Origin of the sequence: Pseudodesulfovibrio sp. 7M6, assembly GCF_050058625.1 — a bacterium.
Lineage (GTDB): Bacteria > Desulfobacterota > Desulfovibrionia > Desulfovibrionales > Desulfovibrionaceae > Pseudodesulfovibrio > Pseudodesulfovibrio salinus.
The window spans coordinates 1,608,584-1,627,596 of record NZ_CP188816.1 but is presented as its reverse complement, the minus strand read 5'-3'; the positions used below and the strand labels follow the sequence as shown (position 1 = coordinate 1,627,596).

The following is a 19,013-nucleotide window of genomic DNA, read 5'->3' as shown; positions in this document are numbered from 1 at the left end:
TTATTTCCCGCCGAACAGGAATTGCTTTTCATTGGCCTGTACCAGCGTGTCCATAGGCACGTTGTCGAGGAAGGGCAGCCTGGACACTTTGACTTGGTCTTTGCCTGCCGCCTTGGCTTCGTAGAGAGCCTCGTCCGCCAAGCCGACGAGCTCCTTGTCGGTGATCTCGACCGTTCCTTTGAAACAGGTCAACCCAACGGAGCACGTCACGGAAAAGGTGTCATCATTTTCAGGTGCCTTGAATGTCATTGCTTTGAATTCTGAAAGGAAACGATTCAACATACGCTGAGCCTTAACCAAACCGGTTCCAGCCATAATCAAGACGAATTCTTCGCCTCCAAAACGGGCGGCCAGATCATAACGTCTGGTGGTTGCACGCAACTTTTCCGCAAAACCGGCCAGCACTTCGTCGCCTTTGGAATGACCATAGGTGTCATTGATCGACTTGAAGTCATCGAGGTCGAAGATAGCCAGGGAAAGAGGCGTATTCGCACGACGGCTACGTTCGATCTCTATATCCAGAACACGATCGAAAGCACGGCGATTGGCCAGCCCCGTGAGCGGATCATGGTCGGTCTGATAGGCCAGGCGCTCCAGTGTTTCCTGAAATTGTTTGAGATGCGGATACGCGTCGGCATCCAAGGGGAGACTGAGCCAGCTACGAAAATCGTGGCGGGCACAGATGTCCTCCCATTCCTGCGGGGTCACGCCATGAAAGAGGCGAAAGACCCAGACCGAGGAGCCGTGTTCATCTCCACCGATGCTACGCAACTCATCCTGGAGGTGCGTCAGTTCGGAGGCGAGTTCCTGCTCCGGAAAGTTAATGGCTGTTTCCTTGGGCATGTGCGTATAGTAAGTAATTTCGGATCATTTCGTCCAGGTCTCCGTCCAGGAAAGCGTCGACATTGCCTGTCTCGCTGCCTGAGCGATGATCTTTGACCAGCCGGTATGGCTGAAGGGTATATGTCCTGATCTGGCTGCCCCAGGCAATGGCTTCCTTGGACTCATAGTCCTGGCGGCGGCTTTCCTCTATCTTTTTCAACTCCATTTCATACAGGCGAGCCTTGACGATACGCAGGGCCGTCGCCTTGTTTCGATGCTGGGATTTCTCATTCTGGCACTGAGCAACAATGCCTGTTGGGATATGCGTTATGCGTACGGCAGAGCTGGTTTTATTGACGCTCTGTCCTCCCGGACCGCTGGATCGAAAGGTATCGATCCGCAAATCCTCATCCCGGACTTCGATCTCGATATCCTCATCCATATCAGGGTATACATCAACCGACGCAAAAGAGGTATGCCTGCGTCCTGAAGAATCAAATGGGGAAATACGGATCAGCCTGTGTACGCCTGCCTCGCCTTTGAGGAGGCCGTAGGCGTAAAGCCCCTCTATTTGAAGCGTTACGGATTTGATACCCGCCTCGTCGCCGTGCTGAAAATCCAGCTGGGAAGCCTTGAATCCCTTTCGCTCCGCGTATCTTGTGTACATACGCAACAGCATCTCGGCCCAATCCTGCGATTCGACACCACCGGCACCAGGATGGATCTCCAAAATGGCATTGTTTTTGTCATGCTCGAAAGTGAACATTGTCGCCAACTCGGTGGTGCCGAGCCGGGCTTGGAAGGTCTCCACCTGTGCGTTGAGCGCCGTGAGGGATTCCTCGGAGGGCTCTTCCTGAGCCAGTTCAAGCCAGGCTTCCAAGTCTTCCTTGGCCTCCAGCAGCCCGTCATACATTTCAAGCTTGCTGGTCAGCTGGCTTTTTTCCTTGAGAACCGGAGTCAGACTGTCTGGTTTGTCCCACGCGCCGGGGCGGGCGAGTTCTTCTTCTATGGCTTGCAGCCGGGATTTTGTCTCGTCATAGTCAAAGACGCCTCCAAAGCGAGTTGAATTTTTCAATCAGCTGCGAGGAGTTGGCTTTAAGTTCGGGATATTCAAGCATTAGATAAAAGTTCCTTTGTTCGTTTACGATGCGAGAAGAAGATACCCGCAAACCCCAAAATGGTCAGCAAATAAATGGACCGACCGATGAGATGAAAATTATCGTGGAAGAAGGTGGTGTCATTGCGCGGCGCAATATTGGCGCTCAAAGTATCTGCCACAAACTGTTTACTGCGAGACACCACGCGGCCTGCGGGGTCGATAAAGGCTGAGATGCCGGTATTGGTGGAACGCACGAGCCAACGCCCCTGTTCCACAGCCCGCATGGCTGTCAGGTCCAGATGTTGCCTCGGTGCAGAGGTGTCGCCGAACCATGCATCATTACTGATGTTTATCAAAGCGTTGGCTCCCCGTTCCACTTGCTGTTGGGCTAGTTCCGGAAAAATGGCTTCATAGCAGATCAGCATTCCCAAGGATACGCCTTTGACAATGAGCGGTTTGTTTTCAGTTCCCGGAACAAAAATTCCGACAGCCTGGACCAGTTGGTCAAATGGGATGAATTTCTTGAGCGGCATGTATTCGCCAAACGGAACGAGGTGCTCTTTGTCATAAGACTGGTTGAGGCGACCTGTTTCATCCATAAGCCAGGCACGGTTAAGCAGGACGTAGTCCTTATTCTTGAGATTGATTACCCGATAGGCTGGAGCGCCCATAATCAGGTGCGTACCGGTATCCCGGGCCAATATCTCCAGAGCCGTCCGAAACGGCGTGTTGTCCTGAAGATAGAAGGGCATTGCTGTTTCCGGCCAGACAACGAGTTCAGGATGGAACTCCTTTACGGCCTTCAAGGTAAGCTTTGAATATTTCTCAACAGTTTTAGCCTGAAATGCCGGAACCCATTTTTCGGCCTGGTCCACATTCCCTTGCGCTATGGAGACACCGAAGTCTCCTTTTTCCTCGGGAATGGACTGAAGATGGAAATAGCCGAAGCCCAGCACGACCATGGCCATGCCAATAGATAAAATCAGAGCCGGACGGTACGTGGAAGCCAGAAGAATCGCCACAGCCAGAGCAACGAAAATTCCAGAAAGGCCATAGGCTCCCACAACGGAAGCCCCCTGAATGGCCAACGGCCAAGGAGCAAAGGCCGAGGCGAGATTCATCCACGGAAAACCGGTACAGACGGTGCCCAGCAGCATTTCCATGGCGCTCCATGTCACGCCTGCCAGTAGGCAGAGTGGGACGGCGTCGATATGCCGGCCAGCCCAGTATATTCCCAGGCTAAACAATCCATAATAAATGGCCAGAAAAGCTCCCAGGAGGGCAGGGCAAGGCAGGGCGATATACCATGGCAATCCGCCATAGAATTGCACTGGAATAACCATCCAATAGAAACAGCCGATACAGGACAGGAGCCCGGCCAGCCACCCGAAGAAAAAGGACTTTTTACCGGAGGTTGCGCGAAGACCGATCCAGGCCAAGCCGAGCGGAAATGCGAGAACAGCCAAAGGGAACTGGAAGACGGGATTGGCAAACCCGAGCCATGCGCCCAGTGTAGCCAGAAGTACGAGTTTGAGCACGCTGCTTATTCCATGGGTTCGATCTTGATGGACCAGACCTGACGTTCGTCCGCCTCCAGAACCGTGAACCGTCTGCTGTCACAGGTAAAGGATTCACCCACGCGAGGGATACGCCCGGCCATTGCGGCCAGGAACCCACCAATGGAATCGACCTCACCACTCTCAAGGCTGAGAGAACAGCACTCGCACACTTCATCCAGAGGGACACGACCGGAAACAATGAATTTCCCGCCGCCCAGTTCTCTGATTTCGTCGGGTCTGTCCTGGTCGTATTCATCGGAAATCTCACCGACGATTTCTTCCAGGACATCCTCCATGGTCACCATGCCGGAGGTTCCGCCGTATTCATCGATGACAATGGCCATATGCAATTTTTCCCGTTTGAAGGTAGCCAGCACTTCGTTTAGCGGCATGTCTTCCGGGACAAAGTGGACCTGGCGCATGATGTCGGGCACAGCGGTTTCCGCCCAGCCCTCGAGGAGAGGAGTCAATAAATCCTTGGCATGGACCACGCCAACAATATGATCCTTGTTTTCCTTATAGACGGGAATGCGGGAATGCGCTCCCTGACTGACGATGATATCAGCCACGTCGCGGAGGGTTTCGGAGACCTCAACACAAATCATGTCCGTTCGGGGGACCATGATTTCGGAGACTTCCTTTTTATCGAAATCCAATATGTTGAGAAGCATCGAGACTTCGTCCCGATCAATCTCGCCATCGGCGCTGGCTTCCAGAATGTGCGTTTCCAGCTGTTGCTCATTAGAGCCGAAAATTCTTTTGAAAATAGAGGTAATTCGACTGTCAGACCCTTCGTCCAAGACCAGACTCCTTGAAAATTGTTAACGGCTTTTTATGAAATACCACGCCCGGGTTTGCGGACTGTATTCTATAGAAAATCCTTAGACAGAGCTTTGCCCTCTGTCAATAGCGCTTCCGCGCGGTATTGTTACAATATACCCTGTTTTTTCAGATGAATCTCAAGGCAGGCAAGGGCAGCCGGGGTAACCCCGGATATACGCCCCGCCTGTCCCAAGGTCATGGGACGGATGGCCGTTAGTTTCTCAACGACCTCGCGGGTGAGTCCGGATACTGTGGTATAGTCCAACTCTGCGGGCAACGGAACGTCTTCCAGCCTGCGGAATTTGGCTACCAGCTCTTCCTGCTTGACCAAGTATCCTTCGTAACGAACCTGTGTTTCAGCCTCGCGCAGAACTTCTTCATCCATGTCCGCCAGTTCAGGATAGAATATGGCCAATCTACCGATTTCCATCTGCGGCTGACGAAGCAGAGCAGCCAGCTCAACGGCTTTGCCGGGAACGGCGGCGTCAATTTCATGCAACAGATCGCGAGTGGGGGCATCGGGACGGATACGAATGGAATGCAACCCTTCAAGCACGTTTTGCAATTGCGTCTGCTTCTTACTGTAAAGCGCCCACTGACCGTCGTCCACGAGTCCCAAATCACGCCCCAGCGACGTCAACCGTTCATCCGCATTGCCTTCGCGCAACAGCAGGCGATGTTCCGCCCTGGAGGTGAACATGCGGTAGGGTTCCTGGGTCCCTTTGGTCACCAGATCATCGACCAAAACAGCCATGTAGGCTTGATCGCGCCTCAGCAGAAACGGCGGGCGCCCCTGAAGTGCACAGGCCGCATTGATAGCTGCCCACATGCCTTGAGCGGCCGCTTCTTCATACCCGCTGGTACCGTTGATCTGTCCTGCCATATAAAGCCCGGGCAGAACCTTTGTTTCAAGGGTCGGATTCAGCTGGGTGGGAGGAACAAAATCGTATTCAATGGCGTATCCGGGCCGGACGATCTGCGCGTTTTCCAAACCGACGATAGCCCGGATCATCTTTTTCTGCACGTCAAAAGGCAGGCTGGTAGGAATGCCGCTTGGGTACATCTCGGGATGATTCAGCCCTTCGGGCTCAACAAAAATCTGATGTCGATCCTTCTCAGGGAATCGGGCCACCTTGTCCTCGATGGAGGGGCAATAGCGAGCACCCGTTCCTTCGATGATGCCGGTAAACATCGGAGAGCGGTCAAAACCGGATCGGATCGCCTCATGAGCTTTCGGATTGGTGTACGTCAGCCAGCAGGAGACTTGCGGCATGGGAACCGTTGTGTTGCGAAAACTGAAAGGACGGGGAGGATTATCCCCCGGCTGCTCCTGCATTTTACTGAAATCTATGGAAGACTTGAGCAAGCGGGGCGTGGTGCCGGTTTTGAGGCGTCCCAACTCCAGGCCAATGTTTCGCAGACTCTGCGAGAGTTCGTTTGCAGGCGGATCACCCATCCGGCCGCTACCGAAATGATTGAGACCGACATGAACCAGTCCGCGCAGGAAGGTCCCGGTCGTCAGCAATAGGGAGCGGGAGGCAATAACTTCGCCCAGCTGGGTACGGACGCCTGCGGCGCGACCATTTTCAACCAGCACGGCCTCGGCCATGTCCTGAAATACCCAAAGATGTTCTTGATTGAAGATGGACCGCTGGACCACGCGCATGTATTCCGCGCGGTCGATCTGGGCCCTGCTGGAACGAACCGCCGGGCCCTTGCGCGTATTGAGGACACGAAACTGGATGCCGGCGGCATCCGCCCAAAGTCCCATCATCCCGCCCAGCGCATCTATCTCCTTGACCATATGGCCTTTGGCCAAACCACCGATGGCGGGGTTGCAGGAAAGGTGGCCAATCCGTTCAACATTGATGGTAAGCAAAAGCGTATCGAGCCCCATGTGGGCGGCGGCCATGGCGGCTTCGCAACCGGCATGGCCTGCGCCGACCACAATCAGGTCGAACAGCTGGGGAAAGGGTGCCTTTTCCTGCATGACGAAACCGATCTAGGAAAGCAGCATATCGGCAATGACTTTAGCATCACCGATGGCATTCTTGATGGACGCGGATTCATTGGGCTGGTGGGCATTGTGATACAGGGTTGCCCAGACAACGGCATGATATCCCTTGCGCCGCAGAAATGCTGCAACGGTGCCGCCGCCTACTCCCATGGGCCGAGGATTATTGCCATACACCCGGCGCACGCTTTCCATGACCTTCTTGACGATCTCGCTGTCCACAGGAGTGGACGGGGCAGCCTGTTCCCACATGACTTTTTCATACGAGACAGTCACGCCATATTCTTTTTCAATCATTACGCCGTATTCACGGATTTTATCCATGACTTCATCCAGCGTGTATTGCGGCATGACACGGCTATCAAGGTAAAAAACATCACTGCCGGGGATGGTGTTGATGTTCTCCACATTGGCCTCACGCTTTGTGGGCTGGAAAGTGGAGCGGGGCGGGCTGAAGAGCGAATCCTCTGCATCAAAGACGTTCTCAAGCTCTTTTAACTTGAGAATCATGGCGGCGGCCGGAACCATGGCGTTCACACCTTGCTCAGGAGTCGAAGCGTGGCACTGTTTTCCCTGGACCATGATTTTGAGCCAAAACATGGATTTTTCCGCGATCTCGACCATTTCGCCAGTAGGTTCACCGGAATCTGGCACCAGGAACATGTCGTCCGGGCCAAACAGGTCCTTATGGGCGTTTACAACATAATCAAGACCGAATTCACTGCCAGTTTCTTCATCGGCCACAAAAAGAAGACCGAAATTGATTTTGGGAGTGATGGACAGATCAAGCATGGCCTTGGCCGCAATCAGAGAGGAGACGATCCCCTGTTGATTGTCCTCAACGCCACGACCAATAAGGATATCATCGTTGCGGACCATATCGAACGGATCGGACTCCCAAAGAGATAGATCTCCAACCGGAACTATATCCATATGAGAGATGACCCATAGGGTCCGGCTCTGGTCCTCACCGGGAATCACGGCCGCTATGTTCGGACGAAATCCGCAAGGCACGGATGGGTCAGGAGCGGAAAACTCGCGAATATCCTGAAGCCCCATGTTCTTGAGTTGCTCCAGCAGGTAGTCGGCTTTCGCCTTTTCGCCTTCCCCACCATTTTTGGGTCCCAAGGCGGGGATAGCCGTCAGCTCACGCTGCAATTTCACTACGGTTTCAACTTGCCGATCCAATTCGTCGAACAGAGCGCTCATGACGCCTCCCTGAGTTCAGATTTAATGCTGCCGGGCAGTATGGGACATGATTTGAGAATAGACAATCTTGCCCAACAAAAAAGGCGGGGACAAGCCCCGCCTCCAATTCCGATTCCGATTTGGTCTAGCGACCGCGAGCGGCGCGCTTGGAAGCCTTCAGCGGGTTGATCTTCACCTTGCCGCCCTTTTCCACTTCAGCGCGGACGTGGGTGGCAAAGTTGCAAACACCAGCGGCCCACTTGCGAGAGGGCTGGGCGTAAGTGGGGCAGTAATTCTCACCCTCGAAGGCAACGAGGCGTTCACAGCCTTCACATTTTTCAACAACGGGCTCAAGGACGACGCCCTTGTAGGTCAGGCCCGCATCGGTCTTGACGGCACCTTCCAGAGATACGGTGTTTTTCTTAGCCATGCTATTCCTTCCTTTCGTATTGATGCGGCGTGGGGCCGACAAAAAATTTCGCGTTGGTGCAAGAGCAGATTTCGATATGCGCCCAAGCCGGGTGTTGTCAAGCTTTTTTGGTATATTTTTACGAATCCCTGACCGACTCGGCCCAGGCGGCAGCTTCTCGCGCATCGTCGCGAAGGGACGCAATATCCAACGTTTTAAATTCTCCGTAAAGATATAAAACCCGCCCGGCAACCATGGTCATACAGACCTCCTTGCCGGTGCATGCGTAGACCGCATGTGAAATGGGATCGAACATGGGCAGCAAGTTCGGTTCGGCAAGTTCGACCGCGATCATGTCGGCAGGGCATCCGGCTTGAATTCTCCCAAGCTGATCCCAGCCAAGGCAACGAGCAGATCCCCTCGTTGCCATATCCAAAGCCCTAGCGGCCGTCACGGCAGCGGCATTATCGGCCTTGACCTTGCCGAGCAGGGCGGCCAGCCCCATTTCTCTAAAGAGATTAAGTTGATTGTTGCTGGAAGCTCCATCGGTGCCCAGTCCGACATTCACCCCGGCATCAATGAAGCGTTGGACCGGAGCCATCCCGGAAGCCAGCTTGAAATTGGATGCCGGACAGTGCACGACGTTGGTTCCCGTTTCCGCCAACAAGGCGATTTCCTCTTCCGACAAATCAACACAATGATGCAGCACCGTGCGTGAGGAAAGCAGCCCTTCATCCCGCAGGATTTCAAGAGGACGCTTGCCGTATTTATCAAGACAGGTGGCCGTTTCAACGGGGGATTCCGCCAGATGTGTCTGCCAGGGAACATCCAGCTTACACGCAAGCTCGAAGCTGGCAGACAGATACTCGGGAGCCACGGTAAATGCGGCGTGTGGGGTCACAGCTGTCCGCACAAGCGGATCATCCCGAAACCTTTCATCCAGACTGCGCACCGTAGACCAACAGGACTCGGGGTCCGGGAACATAGGGGAAGGAAAGCTGAAAAAGCCTTCTCCCAACACAGCTCTGAGGCCGACAGCCGAAGCCGCATCACCACAGATGCCTTCATGGAAATAGCCATTGAGGAAAGCGGTACATCCTGTTCGGATGAATTCCGCGCAGCCAATGCGGGCGCCGACCTTCAGCCACCCCTCCGTAAGCTTGGACTCAACAGGCCAAATATGATCCTGCAACCAGTCCATCAAAGGCAGATCGTCGGCAAACCCACGAAAAATGGTCATCGGCAAATGTGTATGACCATTTACAAGCCCCGGCATCAGCATCTTGCCGGACATATCCAACCGAGCATCAGGTTCCCAGGTGCTGGTTAATTCTTCATATGTCCCGACCTCGGCAACCAGACCATCAACAATAGCTACGGCGCCGGATTCGAGGATAGTGCGTTCATCATCCTGAGTGATCACGACATCTGCCCTTACGAGCAGATCGCACGGTTTATGAAGGGGCTGAGGATGCACTTCCGACGGCATGGTACTACTCCATGGACTCGATAGTTTTGCAGAGCAGAGAAACCACTTTTTCGACATTGCCGTTGAAGACTTCAAGAATCTCTTCCCACGTCACCGGGGCTTCATCAGTCTTCCAGCAGTCATAATCCGTGCTCATGGCGACACATCCGTAGGGAATCCCGGCCTCGTTCGCCAAGATGCACTCCGGAGCCACGCTCATGTTGATGACATCAGCTCCCCAGAGCCGGAACATATTGGATTCTGCACGGGTGGAGAATCGGGAACCCTCAATCGTGATGACGGTACCGGCCTTATGGTGGGACAGTCCCAGTTTCTCACATCCGTCAATGAGCAGCTTGCGCAGCGTGCCATCAAACGGTTCGGCCATGGCTGTATGCACGGCACCGTGAGGAGCGAATTCCTCATAAAAGGAAAGGGCCCGCAACCGGGTAAAGTCGATGAACTGATCGAGAATGACCAGGTGTCCACGGTCGATCTCCTCTCTCAGGGAACCGCAAGCCGTCGTTGCCAAAATAGCATCACACCCGGCGTCCTTGAGAGCCTGGATGTTGGCCCGGTAGTTGACATATGTCGGAGGAATGGTGTGTTCGCGTCCGTGTCGGGCGAGCAGCACAACGTCTTTTCCTGCAATGGTTCCGGTCTTGAGCGGAGCAGAGGGAGCCCCATAGGCTGTTTTAACCTCCACGTCCTTAGCATTCTGAAGGATGTCGGGATTATCCAGTCCGCTGCCGCCAATAATGCCGATCTTGGTCATGCCAGCTCCTGCGGTTAGTCGATTTCAAGCAGGAAACAGTGATCCTGCCCGGCGTCTTCAAGAATCTTCGCTCCGTCCAGAAAGCCCAGTTGGACCACGAAGCCGCAACCGACAATATCGCCACCCACTTCACGCACAAGCTGCAACATACCTTCGGCAGTGCCACCGGTAGCCAGCAGGTCGTCAATGATCAGCACTTTTTCACCTTCCTTGATGGCATCCTCATGTATACACAAGGTGTCCGACCCATATTCCAGGTCATACGTGACACAGCGGGTTTTAAAAGGAAGCTTGCCGGGCTTGCGGACCGGCACAAAACCGATACCCATCTTGTAGGCAAGGGGAGCCCCGAAAATAAAGCCGCGGGCTTCGGCAGCCACGATCTTGGTGGCACCGGAATTCTTAAACTTTTCGGCTAGGCAGTCCACAGTATAGCGAAAGGCGTCCGGATCCGACAAAATAGGTGTAATATCAAAGAAGACAATGCCTTCCTTGGGATAATCGGGAATGTCTCGAATATAGTCGCGAATGTTCATGAAAACCTCCTGATGATAAATACCGGTGATTCATAAGTGGATGCCGTGCCTCATGTCAATGCGGTTGCCTCTCTCAGATGGTTCGGCTAGGTAGGGCACACGGAGAAACTGACATGACACGTGATACGCAACCTTACCGGGCAAAGAAAAGCCTTGGGCAGAACTTTTTGAAAGATGACAATATCTGTCGTAAAATAGTAGATGCCCTGGGAGTTGAGGCCGAAGAACATATTATTGAGATAGGTCCGGGACAGGGGGCGTTGACCCGTTTCATCGTAGAAGCCGAACCGGCCCGCTTCACTGCGCTGGAGAAAGACGATGAGCTGGCTGATCGTCTGGGGATTGAATACCCGACTTTGAACATAATCCGTATGGACGCCCTGAAATTCCCTTGGGAGGAATTGGATACCCCATGCAGAATAATAGGGAACTTGCCATATAACGTCGGTTCAAAGCTCATATGGGACATTGTCAGCCGAGCATCCGCGATGCGTCGCTGCGTTTTCATGGTTCAGCACGAAGTGGCACTGCGGCTGACGGCCGACCCAGGCTGCAAGGCGTACGGCGGCCTCACCGCGTGGGTTCGCAACTTCTGTGATACACGATATCTCTTCAAGGTACCGCCATCAGTTTTCCACCCTCGGCCCAAAGTGGACTCGGCAGTGGTACGATTCGAACCTTTGCCGCAGGAAGAACACCCGGAATTTCCCGAAAAATTATCCAATCTCATCAAGCTGCTGTTTCAACAACGCCGCAAACAACTTGGCACGATACTGAAAAAAACATGGTCTCCCGAGATTGAGACATGGTTTGAAAATCATGGAATCGACACTCGACTGCGGCCAGAGAACCTTTCTCCGGCACAATTCAAGTCACTTTCCAGGTGCCTATAGCTCTTTTTTCACAAAAGTTCATGTTTCTAGCTGGTTATCAAAATATTGTTAATAAGATGAAGTGATAATGACGACTCGTCGAAAGAGCGGGAAAGCTATGATTGACGGGGTTTTTTTATGTTTTTTACCCATCCAGGCTGGACACGATGACAAAGTTCAATTAAAGGCCAAAAAGGAATGCGGTTGGAAACAATGTGCAGGAGTCACTTCTGCCGACTGCACTGAACTCAATAGTTTTTTATTTTGAGGAGGAAGGACTGATGACTAAGGCTGATTTGATCGTTAAAATTGCTGAGAAGGCCAATCTGACCAAAGCAAACGCTGAGCGTGCGCTGAATGCTTTTCTTGAGACCGTGGAAGATACCCTGGTCAAGGAAGGTAAGCTGACCCTTACCGGTTTCGGCACCTTCAATGTCGATGAGCGTAAGGCTCGCGTTGGCCGTAACCCCCGCACCGGCGACGAGATCAAGATCCCTGCCACCAAGGTGGTTAAGTTTCACCCCGGCAAGGTTCTCAAAGAAGCCGTTAAGTAATCTGGAGGTCCGACCATGATTCACGGTGAAACCGTACACAGTCCTCTGCTGCAAGATCTCCCTTGGTGGCAGCCTGACCATTTCGTTTTCTTCGGTGTCCTTTACGTCGTGCTGGGTGTTATCGGCATCGGCTTGGCCTACACCGTCATCAAATCCTGGATGGACGCCAAGTCCGCCCATCACTAGTCAGTAGTTTCCGACTATCGGTAAGGGCCTGCCACTAGCGTGGCAGGCCCTTTTGATTTTGACTCTCTCTTTTTTATTTTTTCCTGTGAAATAGGTTGCATTCCACAGCATATGCGGCTATGGATACGTTCCATTTCGCCAGCCAAGCACTAGAGGGCTGGTACACCGAGGAGGTGATTTACTTTGCCCGGCGTATACTTAGACGATAGCGACAACTTCGACATCTCTCTCCGCCGCTTCAAGAAGCAGGTTGAGAAGGCCGGAATTCTTTCCGAGTTGAAGAAACGTCAGCACTACGAAAAGCCCAGCGTGCAGAAGAAGAAAAAGAAAGCTGCCGCCAAGAAAAGGCTTGCTAAAAAAATCCGCAAAATGCGCGGTATGTAGCCATGAGTCTTTCTGAAAGGATCGACAAGGATTACATCTCAGCCTACAAGGCTAAAGAGACGACAAAAGTGGCCGTCTTGAGACATCTCAAGACGGCCATTAAAAATCGCATGGTCGAGGAGAAGAGTGCGACTCTCTCCGACGACGCCGTGCTTGATCTCATCGCCAAGCAGGTTAAGCAACGCAAGGACGCCTTTGATCAGTATTCCAAGGCCGGCCGGGACGATCTCGCCCAGGTGGAAGCCGCGGAAATGGTCGAGCTTGAGGCTTATATGCCCAAGCAACTGACCGATGACGAACTTTCCGCCGCCATTGATGCTGTTATCGCGCAGATGGGCGCTTCCGGTATGAAGGATATGGGCAAGGTCATGGGGGCGGTTCTCGCCGCTCATAAGGGTCAGGTCGATGGCAAGAAGGCCAGCGACATGGTCAAGTCCAAGCTCTCCTCCTAACTTTCCAACCATAGTCGACTCAAATGGAGTCAAGAACATTCGAGCTTTTGGAATTCCCCAAGGTACTTGGGGCATTGGCCGGTTTCGCTGTTTCGGAACCGGGCGCTTCTGCGTGCCTCGCACTCCATCCGTTTCAAACACTGGACGAAGTGCGAAACGCGACGACGCTCTATGAACAATGCGCCGCCTGGGTCAATGAATCCGGCTTTTCTTTTCCGCCTTTTCCTGCCTTGGATGGCATGTTCACTTATCTGAACAATCCAAAAAGCGTCCTTGATCTGGACGATCTGTTTGCCCTCAAGCAAACGCTGGATATTGCCGGAGGAGCCCGGGAATCCCTGGGGCAATTCGAGAATCGGCAATGGGACGCTCTCTTTGACACGCTTTTCGGCTATGACTGGCCTCAAAAGACCGTCTCCGGCATTGGTCGCTGCATGGACCCGGAAGGGCATTTGCGGGACGAGAGCTCACCTGGACTGATGGATGTCCGTCGCGAGATTCGTACCATCCACCAACGCTGCACCAAGCGGATCAAGGACTTCATTCTGCAGGAGAATTTGTCTCAGGCTGTGCAGGACGAATTCATGACTGTATCGTCCGACAGGTATGTCCTGCCCTTAAAGGTTAACTTTAAGAACAAAATCAAGGGCATCATTCACGATTATTCCCAAACCGGTGAGACCTGCTATTTTGAACCGTTTTTCCTTGTGGAAACCAACAACAGGTTGCAGGAACTCAAACGGCAGGAACGGGAAGAGGAATATAAGGTACTGACCTATCTGACCGGGCTGATTCGGGATGAGCAAAGCGGCGTTGCCGACGCCTACGACGGACTTGTCATTCTGGATGTGCTGATGGCCAAGGTCAAACTGTCCATTGCCTTTGACGGACATGCCCTGGAAATCACGGATGGCAGCGTGCCCCGCTTGCTCAAGGCCAGACATCCGCTTCTTGCTTTGACGAATGAGTCTGTTCACCCGGTCGATATCCTGCTCAATGAAGGCCAGTGCGCCCTTGTCATCAGTGGCGGCAACGCCGGAGGCAAAACCGTATGCCTCAAGACCCTTGGTCTTATTGCACTTATGGCATTAGCCGGCTTACCCGTTCCTGCAGGAGAAGGCAGTTCGCTGCCGCTGTGGACGGAACTTCTGGTTGTCATGGGAGACGAGCAGTCCCTGGAAGAAAATGTTTCCACCTTTACCGCTCAGATTCATTACCTGAAACGAGTCTGGGAACGCGTAAACGAACGTACACTGTTCATTCTTGATGAATTTGGCGCCGGGACCGATCCCACGCAGGGGGCGGCCCTTGCCCAGGCCGTTGTGGACAACTTTGTGGAAAAACAGGCCACAGCCCTGATTGCAACACATTTCCCGGCTCTCAAGGCATATGCCATGGCCGCCAAAGGCGTTCGGGCCGCCAGTGTGCTGTTCGATCCTTCCACCAAAAAGCCGCTCTACAAGCTGGCCTATGATCAGGTGGGAGCTTCCATAGCTCTTGATGTTGCCCGGGAACACGGCCTGCCTTCCGAAATCCTGGAACGGGCAGAGCGGTATCTGTTGCTCGACGGCTCAGACACTTCTTCCGTCCTTGATCGGCTCAACGAAATGGCCGTGAAAAGGGAAAAGGAACTGGAAGGCATTGAAGCGGAACGGACAAAAATGGAAGCCAAAAGGGCCCGCCTGGAAGAACGCTTTGAAAAAGAGCGTGGAGCCCTGCTCAAGGATATTCAATCCGAGGCCCAGACCATTGTCCGGCAATGGCAGTCCGACCGTTTGGGACGCAAGGAAACCCGGAAGAAACTCGCCGAAGTCAGGGAACGGATTACCGACCTGGGGCCGGAAGTCGAAGTCGAGGTAGAGACCTTTTCGTTCAAGGATATTGTTCCCGGCCTGAAAGTATCGTATCCGGCTTGGAACAAAACCGGTGTCGTCCTTGAGGTCAATGCACGGAAAAAGCAGGCCAAGGTGGACATTGGCGGGGTTGCCATGTGGATCAAGGGCGACCAGTTGGCCCCAATAGAAGAAGGTCCGAATTTTAGCAAGAGCTCACAGGTTGCACCGGCCGCACCGGCTTCATCCGGCCCGGCGCTCGAAGTGGACCTTCGCGGACAGCGTTCCGACATGGCCCTGAGCATTCTGGAACGCGCATTGGACGATGCTCTGCGCAAGGGGGCTGGAAGCCTTGAAATTATTCATGGACGGGGCACAGGGGCCCTGCGGCGCGAAGTACACGATTTCTTGAGCCATTACCCCGCTGTGGAGAGCTTTTCGTTGGCCAACGAAGAGCGGGGCGGAGATGGCATGACCGAAGCGGTTCTCAAATAACCGGGCGACCGGAGGGGTATGGATTTTGGCAACGGATAGAAGTGACATCGAGGCCGTAAAGGCCCGTATCAGCATTGCGGACGTGGTACGTCGCTATGTTGACCTCAAGCCGGTTTCCGGCCGGTGGATGGGAGCATGTCCTTTTCATCAGGAGACCAAGCCATCCATGTCCGTAAATGACGAGGAAGGCTTTTTCTACTGCTTCGGTTGCCAGGCTTCTGGAGATGTCATCGATTTTTACGGCCGTATAAACGGCCTGGAATTTCGCGAAGCCCTGGAGCAACTGGCAGCGGAAGCCGGGGTGGAACTCGGCAACGTCCCTCATGATCCCCATGCAGCCGAACGGAAAGCGCGCAAGACACTCCTCATGACCATGCATGACGAGGCCTCGGAGTGGTTTCAACGCAACTTGCGCATGGCAGCCGGGGAAACGGCACGTCGATATCTCGACAAAAGGGGCATGACGCCGGATGTTATTGAGAAATTCGGCCTGGGTTACAGCCCGGATGATTGGCACGGTCTCATGAATCATCTGGGAAACAAAGGGCGAACTCCGGATGATGGCGTAGAAGCCGGTTTATTATCTAAAAATGATAAAGGTAATATTTACGACCGTTTTCGTGGGAGGTTGATATTTCCCATTCAAAATTTATCAGGTCGGGTTATTGCTTTTGGCGGCAGAATAATTACAGATGGAGAACCGAAATACCTGAACAGTTCGGATACGCCCATCTACAAGAAAGGCGATCACCTGTACGGGTTGAATCTGGCAAGAACCACCATGACCCGCTCCAAGCGGGCCCTGTTGACCGAGGGGTACATGGATGTGATCTCGCTGCATCAGTTTGGCTACACCGATGCCTGCGGTGTTCTGGGTACGGCCCTGACATCGGACCAGGTGAAGCGGTTGGCCGGTTTTTGTTCGCGTGTTGACCTCGTTTTCGACGGAGACAACGCCGGGCGTAAAGCCGCGCTCAAAAGCAGCCGAATGATACTGTTGCAGGGAGTGGCATGTCGTGCCGTTCTGTTGCCCGACGGTGAGGACGTGGACAGCCTGCTCCAGACCAGGGGCAGGGACGGTTTTGAAGCGTATCTGGCGGAAGCGCCGGACGGGCTGGATTTTTGTTTGGAAACCCTGCGGGCGCAATTTGCCCCCAGGGAGATTATGGATTGGGCCAAGTCCTTCATGTCGGAACTGGCCGATTCTTCGTTGAGAGCTTACTATCTGCCGCGCATTGCGGGCGGGCTGGGTCTCTCAGAAATGGATTTTCGACGAGATGCGGGCGTCGCACCGGCTCGTTCCGTGCGACAGCCGGAACAGAGGCAGGGAATGACGCAGCGGCAGGGCAGGGGCGCCCCGCCGCGTCCTCGCGTACAAACGCCCTGCGGTAAGGAAGAAAAGGACGATCAATATTTTTTGAGGTTTCCCATTCAGTATCCGGACTATGTACCGGAACTGACCAGAAGGGGATTCGGTAGAATCCTTGGAACGCAATGGGCGCAATGCATCTGGGAAAAGCTGAAAAACACGCAGCAAGGCCATATCATGAGCCTGCTGAACGAAGACGAAAAAAGCTTTTACATCAGATGCCGCGAAGAATTGCGGGAAAGTGCACTTTCCGAAAGTGAAGTGCAGGGTGAATGGGAACATATTTGCAAAAGAATCTCGGTTGGACAGCAGAAACTGAACCGGCAGCAGCTCAAAGAGGCCCTGCGCGAGGCACAGCTCAGCGGAGACAGCCGACGTATCGACGAGTGTTTTCGGGCCTTGGAAGAATCTCTCAGGAGGGACGATGAGCAACATTAAGGAAATCCAACAGATCAAGACCCTGATCTCCGAGGGTAAGAAAAAAGGATTCCTGACGTACGAAGAGTTGAGCAAGGCACTGCCTTCCGATTACAACACACCGGAACAACTCGAAGAAATCCAATCCATCTTTGAACAGATGGGCATCGCTCTTGTTGACGAGAACGATGATGTCAAGGATCTGGATTCCGACAAGGAAATCGATCTCTCGAACGACAAGGATGATGACAGCGCGGACTATGCTTCGCGCAGCACGGACCCGGTTCGCATGTATCTGCGCGAAATGGGCTCTGTACCGCTGCTCGACCGTGAGGGAGAGGTTGTCATCGCCAAGAAGATCGAAAACGGCGAAATGGAAGTCCTGTACTCTCTGGTAGAGGTTCCTGTTGCCGTCGAGGAGCTTGTTGTCGTTGGTGACGATCTGCGGGACGGACGCGTCAAACTGAAGGACGTGGTCAAGACCATTGAAGAGGATGATCCCAGCGAGGATGAGATGAACCAGCGCCAGCGGGTCATCTTCCTGCTCGACGAGGTCAAGAAGCTCTATAAGAAAAAGAGAAAGATTTACGAAAAGCTGGACTACTGCGCCCAGCTCGACAAGCGGGTGACCGGAGTCCAGAATGACATTCTGAGCTACAAGGAAGAGATTGTCACCCGCCTGCGCGACATCAAGCTCGAGAAGACCCTCATTGACCGTATCATTGAGACGGTAAACGACTATGTCCGTCAGATGCACAACTGCCAGCGCGACCTTTCGGCGTATGTACTGTCGGTGGGGCAGACCAAGACTGAGATCGAGGAGTTGTTCAAGAGCGTTGACGCTCGCGAGACCAATCCGGTTGTTGCTGCCGACACGCTCGGCATGACCGTTGAGGAGTTTTTCTCCTTCAAGGAAATGCTCGCTGGCAAGCTGGAGATCATGCACCGGTTGCAGGAAAAGTGCTGCCACTCCGTGCACGACCTGGAAGAAGTGCTGTGGCGTATCAAGCGCGGCAACCAGTCCGCCATGCGCGCCAAGCAGGAACTGATTCGGGCAAACCTGCGTCTGGTAGTGTCCATTGCCAAAAAGTACACCAACCGTGGCCTTCAGTTCCTGGACCTCATCCAGGAAGGCAACATCGGGCTGATGAAGGCAGTGGACAAGTTCGAATATCAGCGCGGCTACAAGTTCTCGACCTATGCAACCTGGTGGATTCGTCAGGCCATCACCCGCGCCATTGCGGACCAGGCCCGGACCATCCGTATCCCGGTGCACATGATCGAGACCATCAACAAGCTTATTCGGACCTCCCGCTACCTGGTGCAAGAACTCGGCCGGGATCCCTCGCCCGAGGAAATCGCGGAGCGTATGGATTACCCGCTGGAAAAGGTCAAGAAGGTGCTTAAGATCGCCAAGGAACCCATTTCCCTCGAAACTCCCATCGGAGATGAGGAAGATTCCAGCCTCGGCGATTTCATCGAAGACAAGAAGGCTACCGCTCCGGCCGAAGAGGTGGTCTCCACCAAGCTGGGCGAACAGATTGCCTCCGTGCTTTCCGACCTGACCCCGCGCGAAGAGCAAGTCCTGCGCAAACGGTTTGGCATCGGTGAAAAGTCCGACCATACCCTTGAGGAAGTCGGCAAGCTGTTCAACGTCACGCGTGAGCGTATCCGCCAAATCGAGGCCAAAGCCTTACGCAAACTGCGCCATCCTGTGCGTAGCGCGTTGCTTAGGTCCTACTTCGAAAACTAGCCAATGG

At 53.7% G+C, this 19,013-nt stretch carries 18 protein-coding genes; 8 read left to right on the top strand and 10 right to left on the bottom strand.

The annotated features are described in order from the left end of the window. The 10 genes from ACI0FG_RS07720 to ACI0FG_RS07675 all read right to left on the bottom strand — a co-directional run bounded on the left by ACI0FG_RS07720 (position 1) and on the right by ACI0FG_RS07675 (position 10,692). Positions 1–843 carry a GGDEF domain-containing protein gene (locus ACI0FG_RS07720; RefSeq protein WP_419787962.1) on the bottom strand — a complete coding sequence of 281 codons (843 nt, stop codon included), beginning with the start codon at positions 841–843 and terminating at the stop codon, positions 1–3. Continuing rightward, a protein-coding gene (gene prfB, locus ACI0FG_RS07715) for a peptide chain release factor 2 (protein ID WP_419787961.1) occupies positions 821–1,940 on the bottom strand; the annotation gives its coding sequence in 2 pieces (ribosomal slippage) (positions 821–1,864 and positions 1,866–1,940; 1,119 coding nt in all). The genes ACI0FG_RS07720 and prfB overlap by 23 nt, the downstream gene beginning before the upstream one ends. Further along, a complete protein-coding gene (lnt, locus tag ACI0FG_RS07710; protein WP_419787960.1) occupies positions 1,933–3,459 on the bottom strand; it encodes an apolipoprotein N-acyltransferase in 1,527 nt (508 codons plus the stop codon). The genes prfB and lnt overlap by 8 nt, the downstream gene beginning before the upstream one ends. 5 nt (positions 3,460–3,464) lie before the next feature. After that, positions 3,465–4,280: a hemolysin family protein gene (locus tag ACI0FG_RS07705; protein WP_419787959.1), complete on the bottom strand. Its 816-nt coding sequence runs from the start codon at positions 4,278–4,280 to the stop codon at positions 3,465–3,467. A 128-nt stretch (positions 4,281–4,408) separates the two neighbouring features. Then, positions 4,409–6,292 carry a tRNA uridine-5-carboxymethylaminomethyl(34) synthesis enzyme MnmG gene (mnmG, locus tag ACI0FG_RS07700; protein WP_419787958.1) on the bottom strand — a complete coding sequence of 628 codons (1,884 nt, stop codon included), beginning with the start codon at positions 6,290–6,292 and terminating at the stop codon, positions 4,409–4,411. A gap of 12 nt (positions 6,293–6,304) precedes the next feature. Then, positions 6,305–7,525, bottom strand: coding sequence for a M20 family metallo-hydrolase (locus tag ACI0FG_RS07695; RefSeq protein ID WP_419787957.1), 1,221 nt, complete (start codon positions 7,523–7,525; stop codon positions 6,305–6,307). A 124-nt stretch (positions 7,526–7,649) separates the two neighbouring features. Then, positions 7,650–7,934: a PxxKW family cysteine-rich protein gene (locus ACI0FG_RS07690; protein ID WP_419787956.1), complete on the bottom strand. Its 285-nt coding sequence runs from the start codon at positions 7,932–7,934 to the stop codon at positions 7,650–7,652. A 118-nt stretch (positions 7,935–8,052) separates the two neighbouring features. Then, complete coding sequence (locus ACI0FG_RS07685; protein WP_419787955.1) at positions 8,053–9,402, bottom strand: amidohydrolase; 1,350 nt, start codon at positions 9,400–9,402, stop codon at positions 8,053–8,055. Positions 9,403–9,406: 4 nt separating this feature from the next. Then, positions 9,407–10,156 (bottom strand): S-methyl-5'-thioadenosine phosphorylase, encoded by a 750-nt coding sequence (mtnP, locus tag ACI0FG_RS07680; protein ID WP_419787954.1) that lies wholly within the window; start codon positions 10,154–10,156, stop codon positions 9,407–9,409. A 14-nt stretch (positions 10,157–10,170) separates the two neighbouring features. Continuing rightward, entirely contained in the window at positions 10,171–10,692 is a 522-nt protein-coding gene (locus ACI0FG_RS07675) for an adenine phosphoribosyltransferase (protein WP_419787953.1), read from the bottom strand. 113 nt (positions 10,693–10,805) lie between these two features. On the opposite strand from ACI0FG_RS07675, the gene rsmA reads away from it, so the two are divergent. The 8 genes from rsmA to rpoD all read left to right on the top strand — a co-directional run bounded on the left by rsmA (position 10,806) and on the right by rpoD (position 19,006). After that, complete coding sequence (gene rsmA / locus ACI0FG_RS07670; protein WP_419787952.1) at positions 10,806–11,585, top strand: 16S rRNA (adenine(1518)-N(6)/adenine(1519)-N(6))-dimethyltransferase RsmA; 780 nt, start codon at positions 10,806–10,808, stop codon at positions 11,583–11,585. A 260-nt stretch (positions 11,586–11,845) separates the two neighbouring features. Then, positions 11,846–12,118, top strand: coding sequence for an HU family DNA-binding protein (locus ACI0FG_RS07665; protein WP_419787951.1), 273 nt, complete (start codon positions 11,846–11,848; stop codon positions 12,116–12,118). Between the two features lie 15 nt (positions 12,119–12,133). Further along, complete coding sequence (locus tag ACI0FG_RS07660) at positions 12,134–12,304, top strand: hypothetical protein (RefSeq protein ID WP_419787950.1); 171 nt, start codon at positions 12,134–12,136, stop codon at positions 12,302–12,304. A gap of 183 nt (positions 12,305–12,487) precedes the next feature. Continuing rightward, positions 12,488–12,688: a 30S ribosomal protein S21 gene (rpsU, locus tag ACI0FG_RS07655; RefSeq protein ID WP_158949140.1), complete on the top strand. Its 201-nt coding sequence runs from the start codon at positions 12,488–12,490 to the stop codon at positions 12,686–12,688. A 2-nt stretch (positions 12,689–12,690) separates the two neighbouring features. Then, entirely contained in the window at positions 12,691–13,140 is a 450-nt protein-coding gene (locus tag ACI0FG_RS07650; RefSeq protein WP_419787949.1) for a GatB/YqeY domain-containing protein, read from the top strand. Positions 13,141–13,163: 23 nt separating this feature from the next. Continuing rightward, a complete protein-coding gene (locus tag ACI0FG_RS07645) occupies positions 13,164–15,467 on the top strand; it encodes an endonuclease MutS2 (protein WP_419787948.1) in 2,304 nt (767 codons plus the stop codon). A 25-nt stretch (positions 15,468–15,492) separates the two neighbouring features. Next, entirely contained in the window at positions 15,493–17,274 is a 1,782-nt protein-coding gene (gene dnaG / locus ACI0FG_RS07640) for a DNA primase (protein WP_419787947.1), read from the top strand. Next, entirely contained in the window at positions 17,261–19,006 is a 1,746-nt protein-coding gene (gene rpoD, locus ACI0FG_RS07635) for an RNA polymerase sigma factor RpoD (RefSeq protein ID WP_419787946.1), read from the top strand. The genes dnaG and rpoD overlap by 14 nt, the downstream gene beginning before the upstream one ends. The last annotated feature ends 7 nt before the right edge of the window (positions 19,007–19,013 follow it).

Excerpts from the sequence above, each read along its gene's own strand:
- ACI0FG_RS07720 (WP_419787962.1), bottom strand. The coding sequence starts at position 843 with ATGCCCAAGGAAACAGCCATTAACTTTCCGGAGCAGGAACTCGCCTCC.
- mnmG (WP_419787958.1), bottom strand. The coding sequence starts at position 6,292 with ATGCAGGAAAAGGCACCCTTTCCCCAGCTGTTCGACCTGATTGTGGTC.
- ACI0FG_RS07695 (WP_419787957.1), bottom strand. The coding sequence starts at position 7,525 with ATGAGCGCTCTGTTCGACGAATTGGATCGGCAAGTTGAAACCGTAGTG.
- ACI0FG_RS07690 (WP_419787956.1), bottom strand. The coding sequence starts at position 7,934 with ATGGCTAAGAAAAACACCGTATCTCTGGAAGGTGCCGTCAAGACCGAT.
- ACI0FG_RS07685 (WP_419787955.1), bottom strand. The coding sequence starts at position 9,402 with ATGCCGTCGGAAGTGCATCCTCAGCCCCTTCATAAACCGTGCGATCTG.
- mtnP (WP_419787954.1), bottom strand. The coding sequence starts at position 10,156 with ATGACCAAGATCGGCATTATTGGCGGCAGCGGACTGGATAATCCCGAC.
- ACI0FG_RS07675 (WP_419787953.1), bottom strand. The coding sequence starts at position 10,692 with ATGAACATTCGCGACTATATTCGAGACATTCCCGATTATCCCAAGGAA.
- rsmA (WP_419787952.1), top strand. The coding sequence starts at position 10,806 with ATGACACGTGATACGCAACCTTACCGGGCAAAGAAAAGCCTTGGGCAG.
- ACI0FG_RS07665 (WP_419787951.1), top strand. The coding sequence starts at position 11,846 with ATGACTAAGGCTGATTTGATCGTTAAAATTGCTGAGAAGGCCAATCTG.
- ACI0FG_RS07660 (WP_419787950.1), top strand. The coding sequence starts at position 12,134 with ATGATTCACGGTGAAACCGTACACAGTCCTCTGCTGCAAGATCTCCCT.
- ACI0FG_RS07650 (WP_419787949.1), top strand. The coding sequence starts at position 12,691 with ATGAGTCTTTCTGAAAGGATCGACAAGGATTACATCTCAGCCTACAAG.
- ACI0FG_RS07645 (WP_419787948.1), top strand. The coding sequence starts at position 13,164 with ATGGAGTCAAGAACATTCGAGCTTTTGGAATTCCCCAAGGTACTTGGG.
- rpoD (WP_419787946.1), top strand. The coding sequence starts at position 17,261 with ATGAGCAACATTAAGGAAATCCAACAGATCAAGACCCTGATCTCCGAG.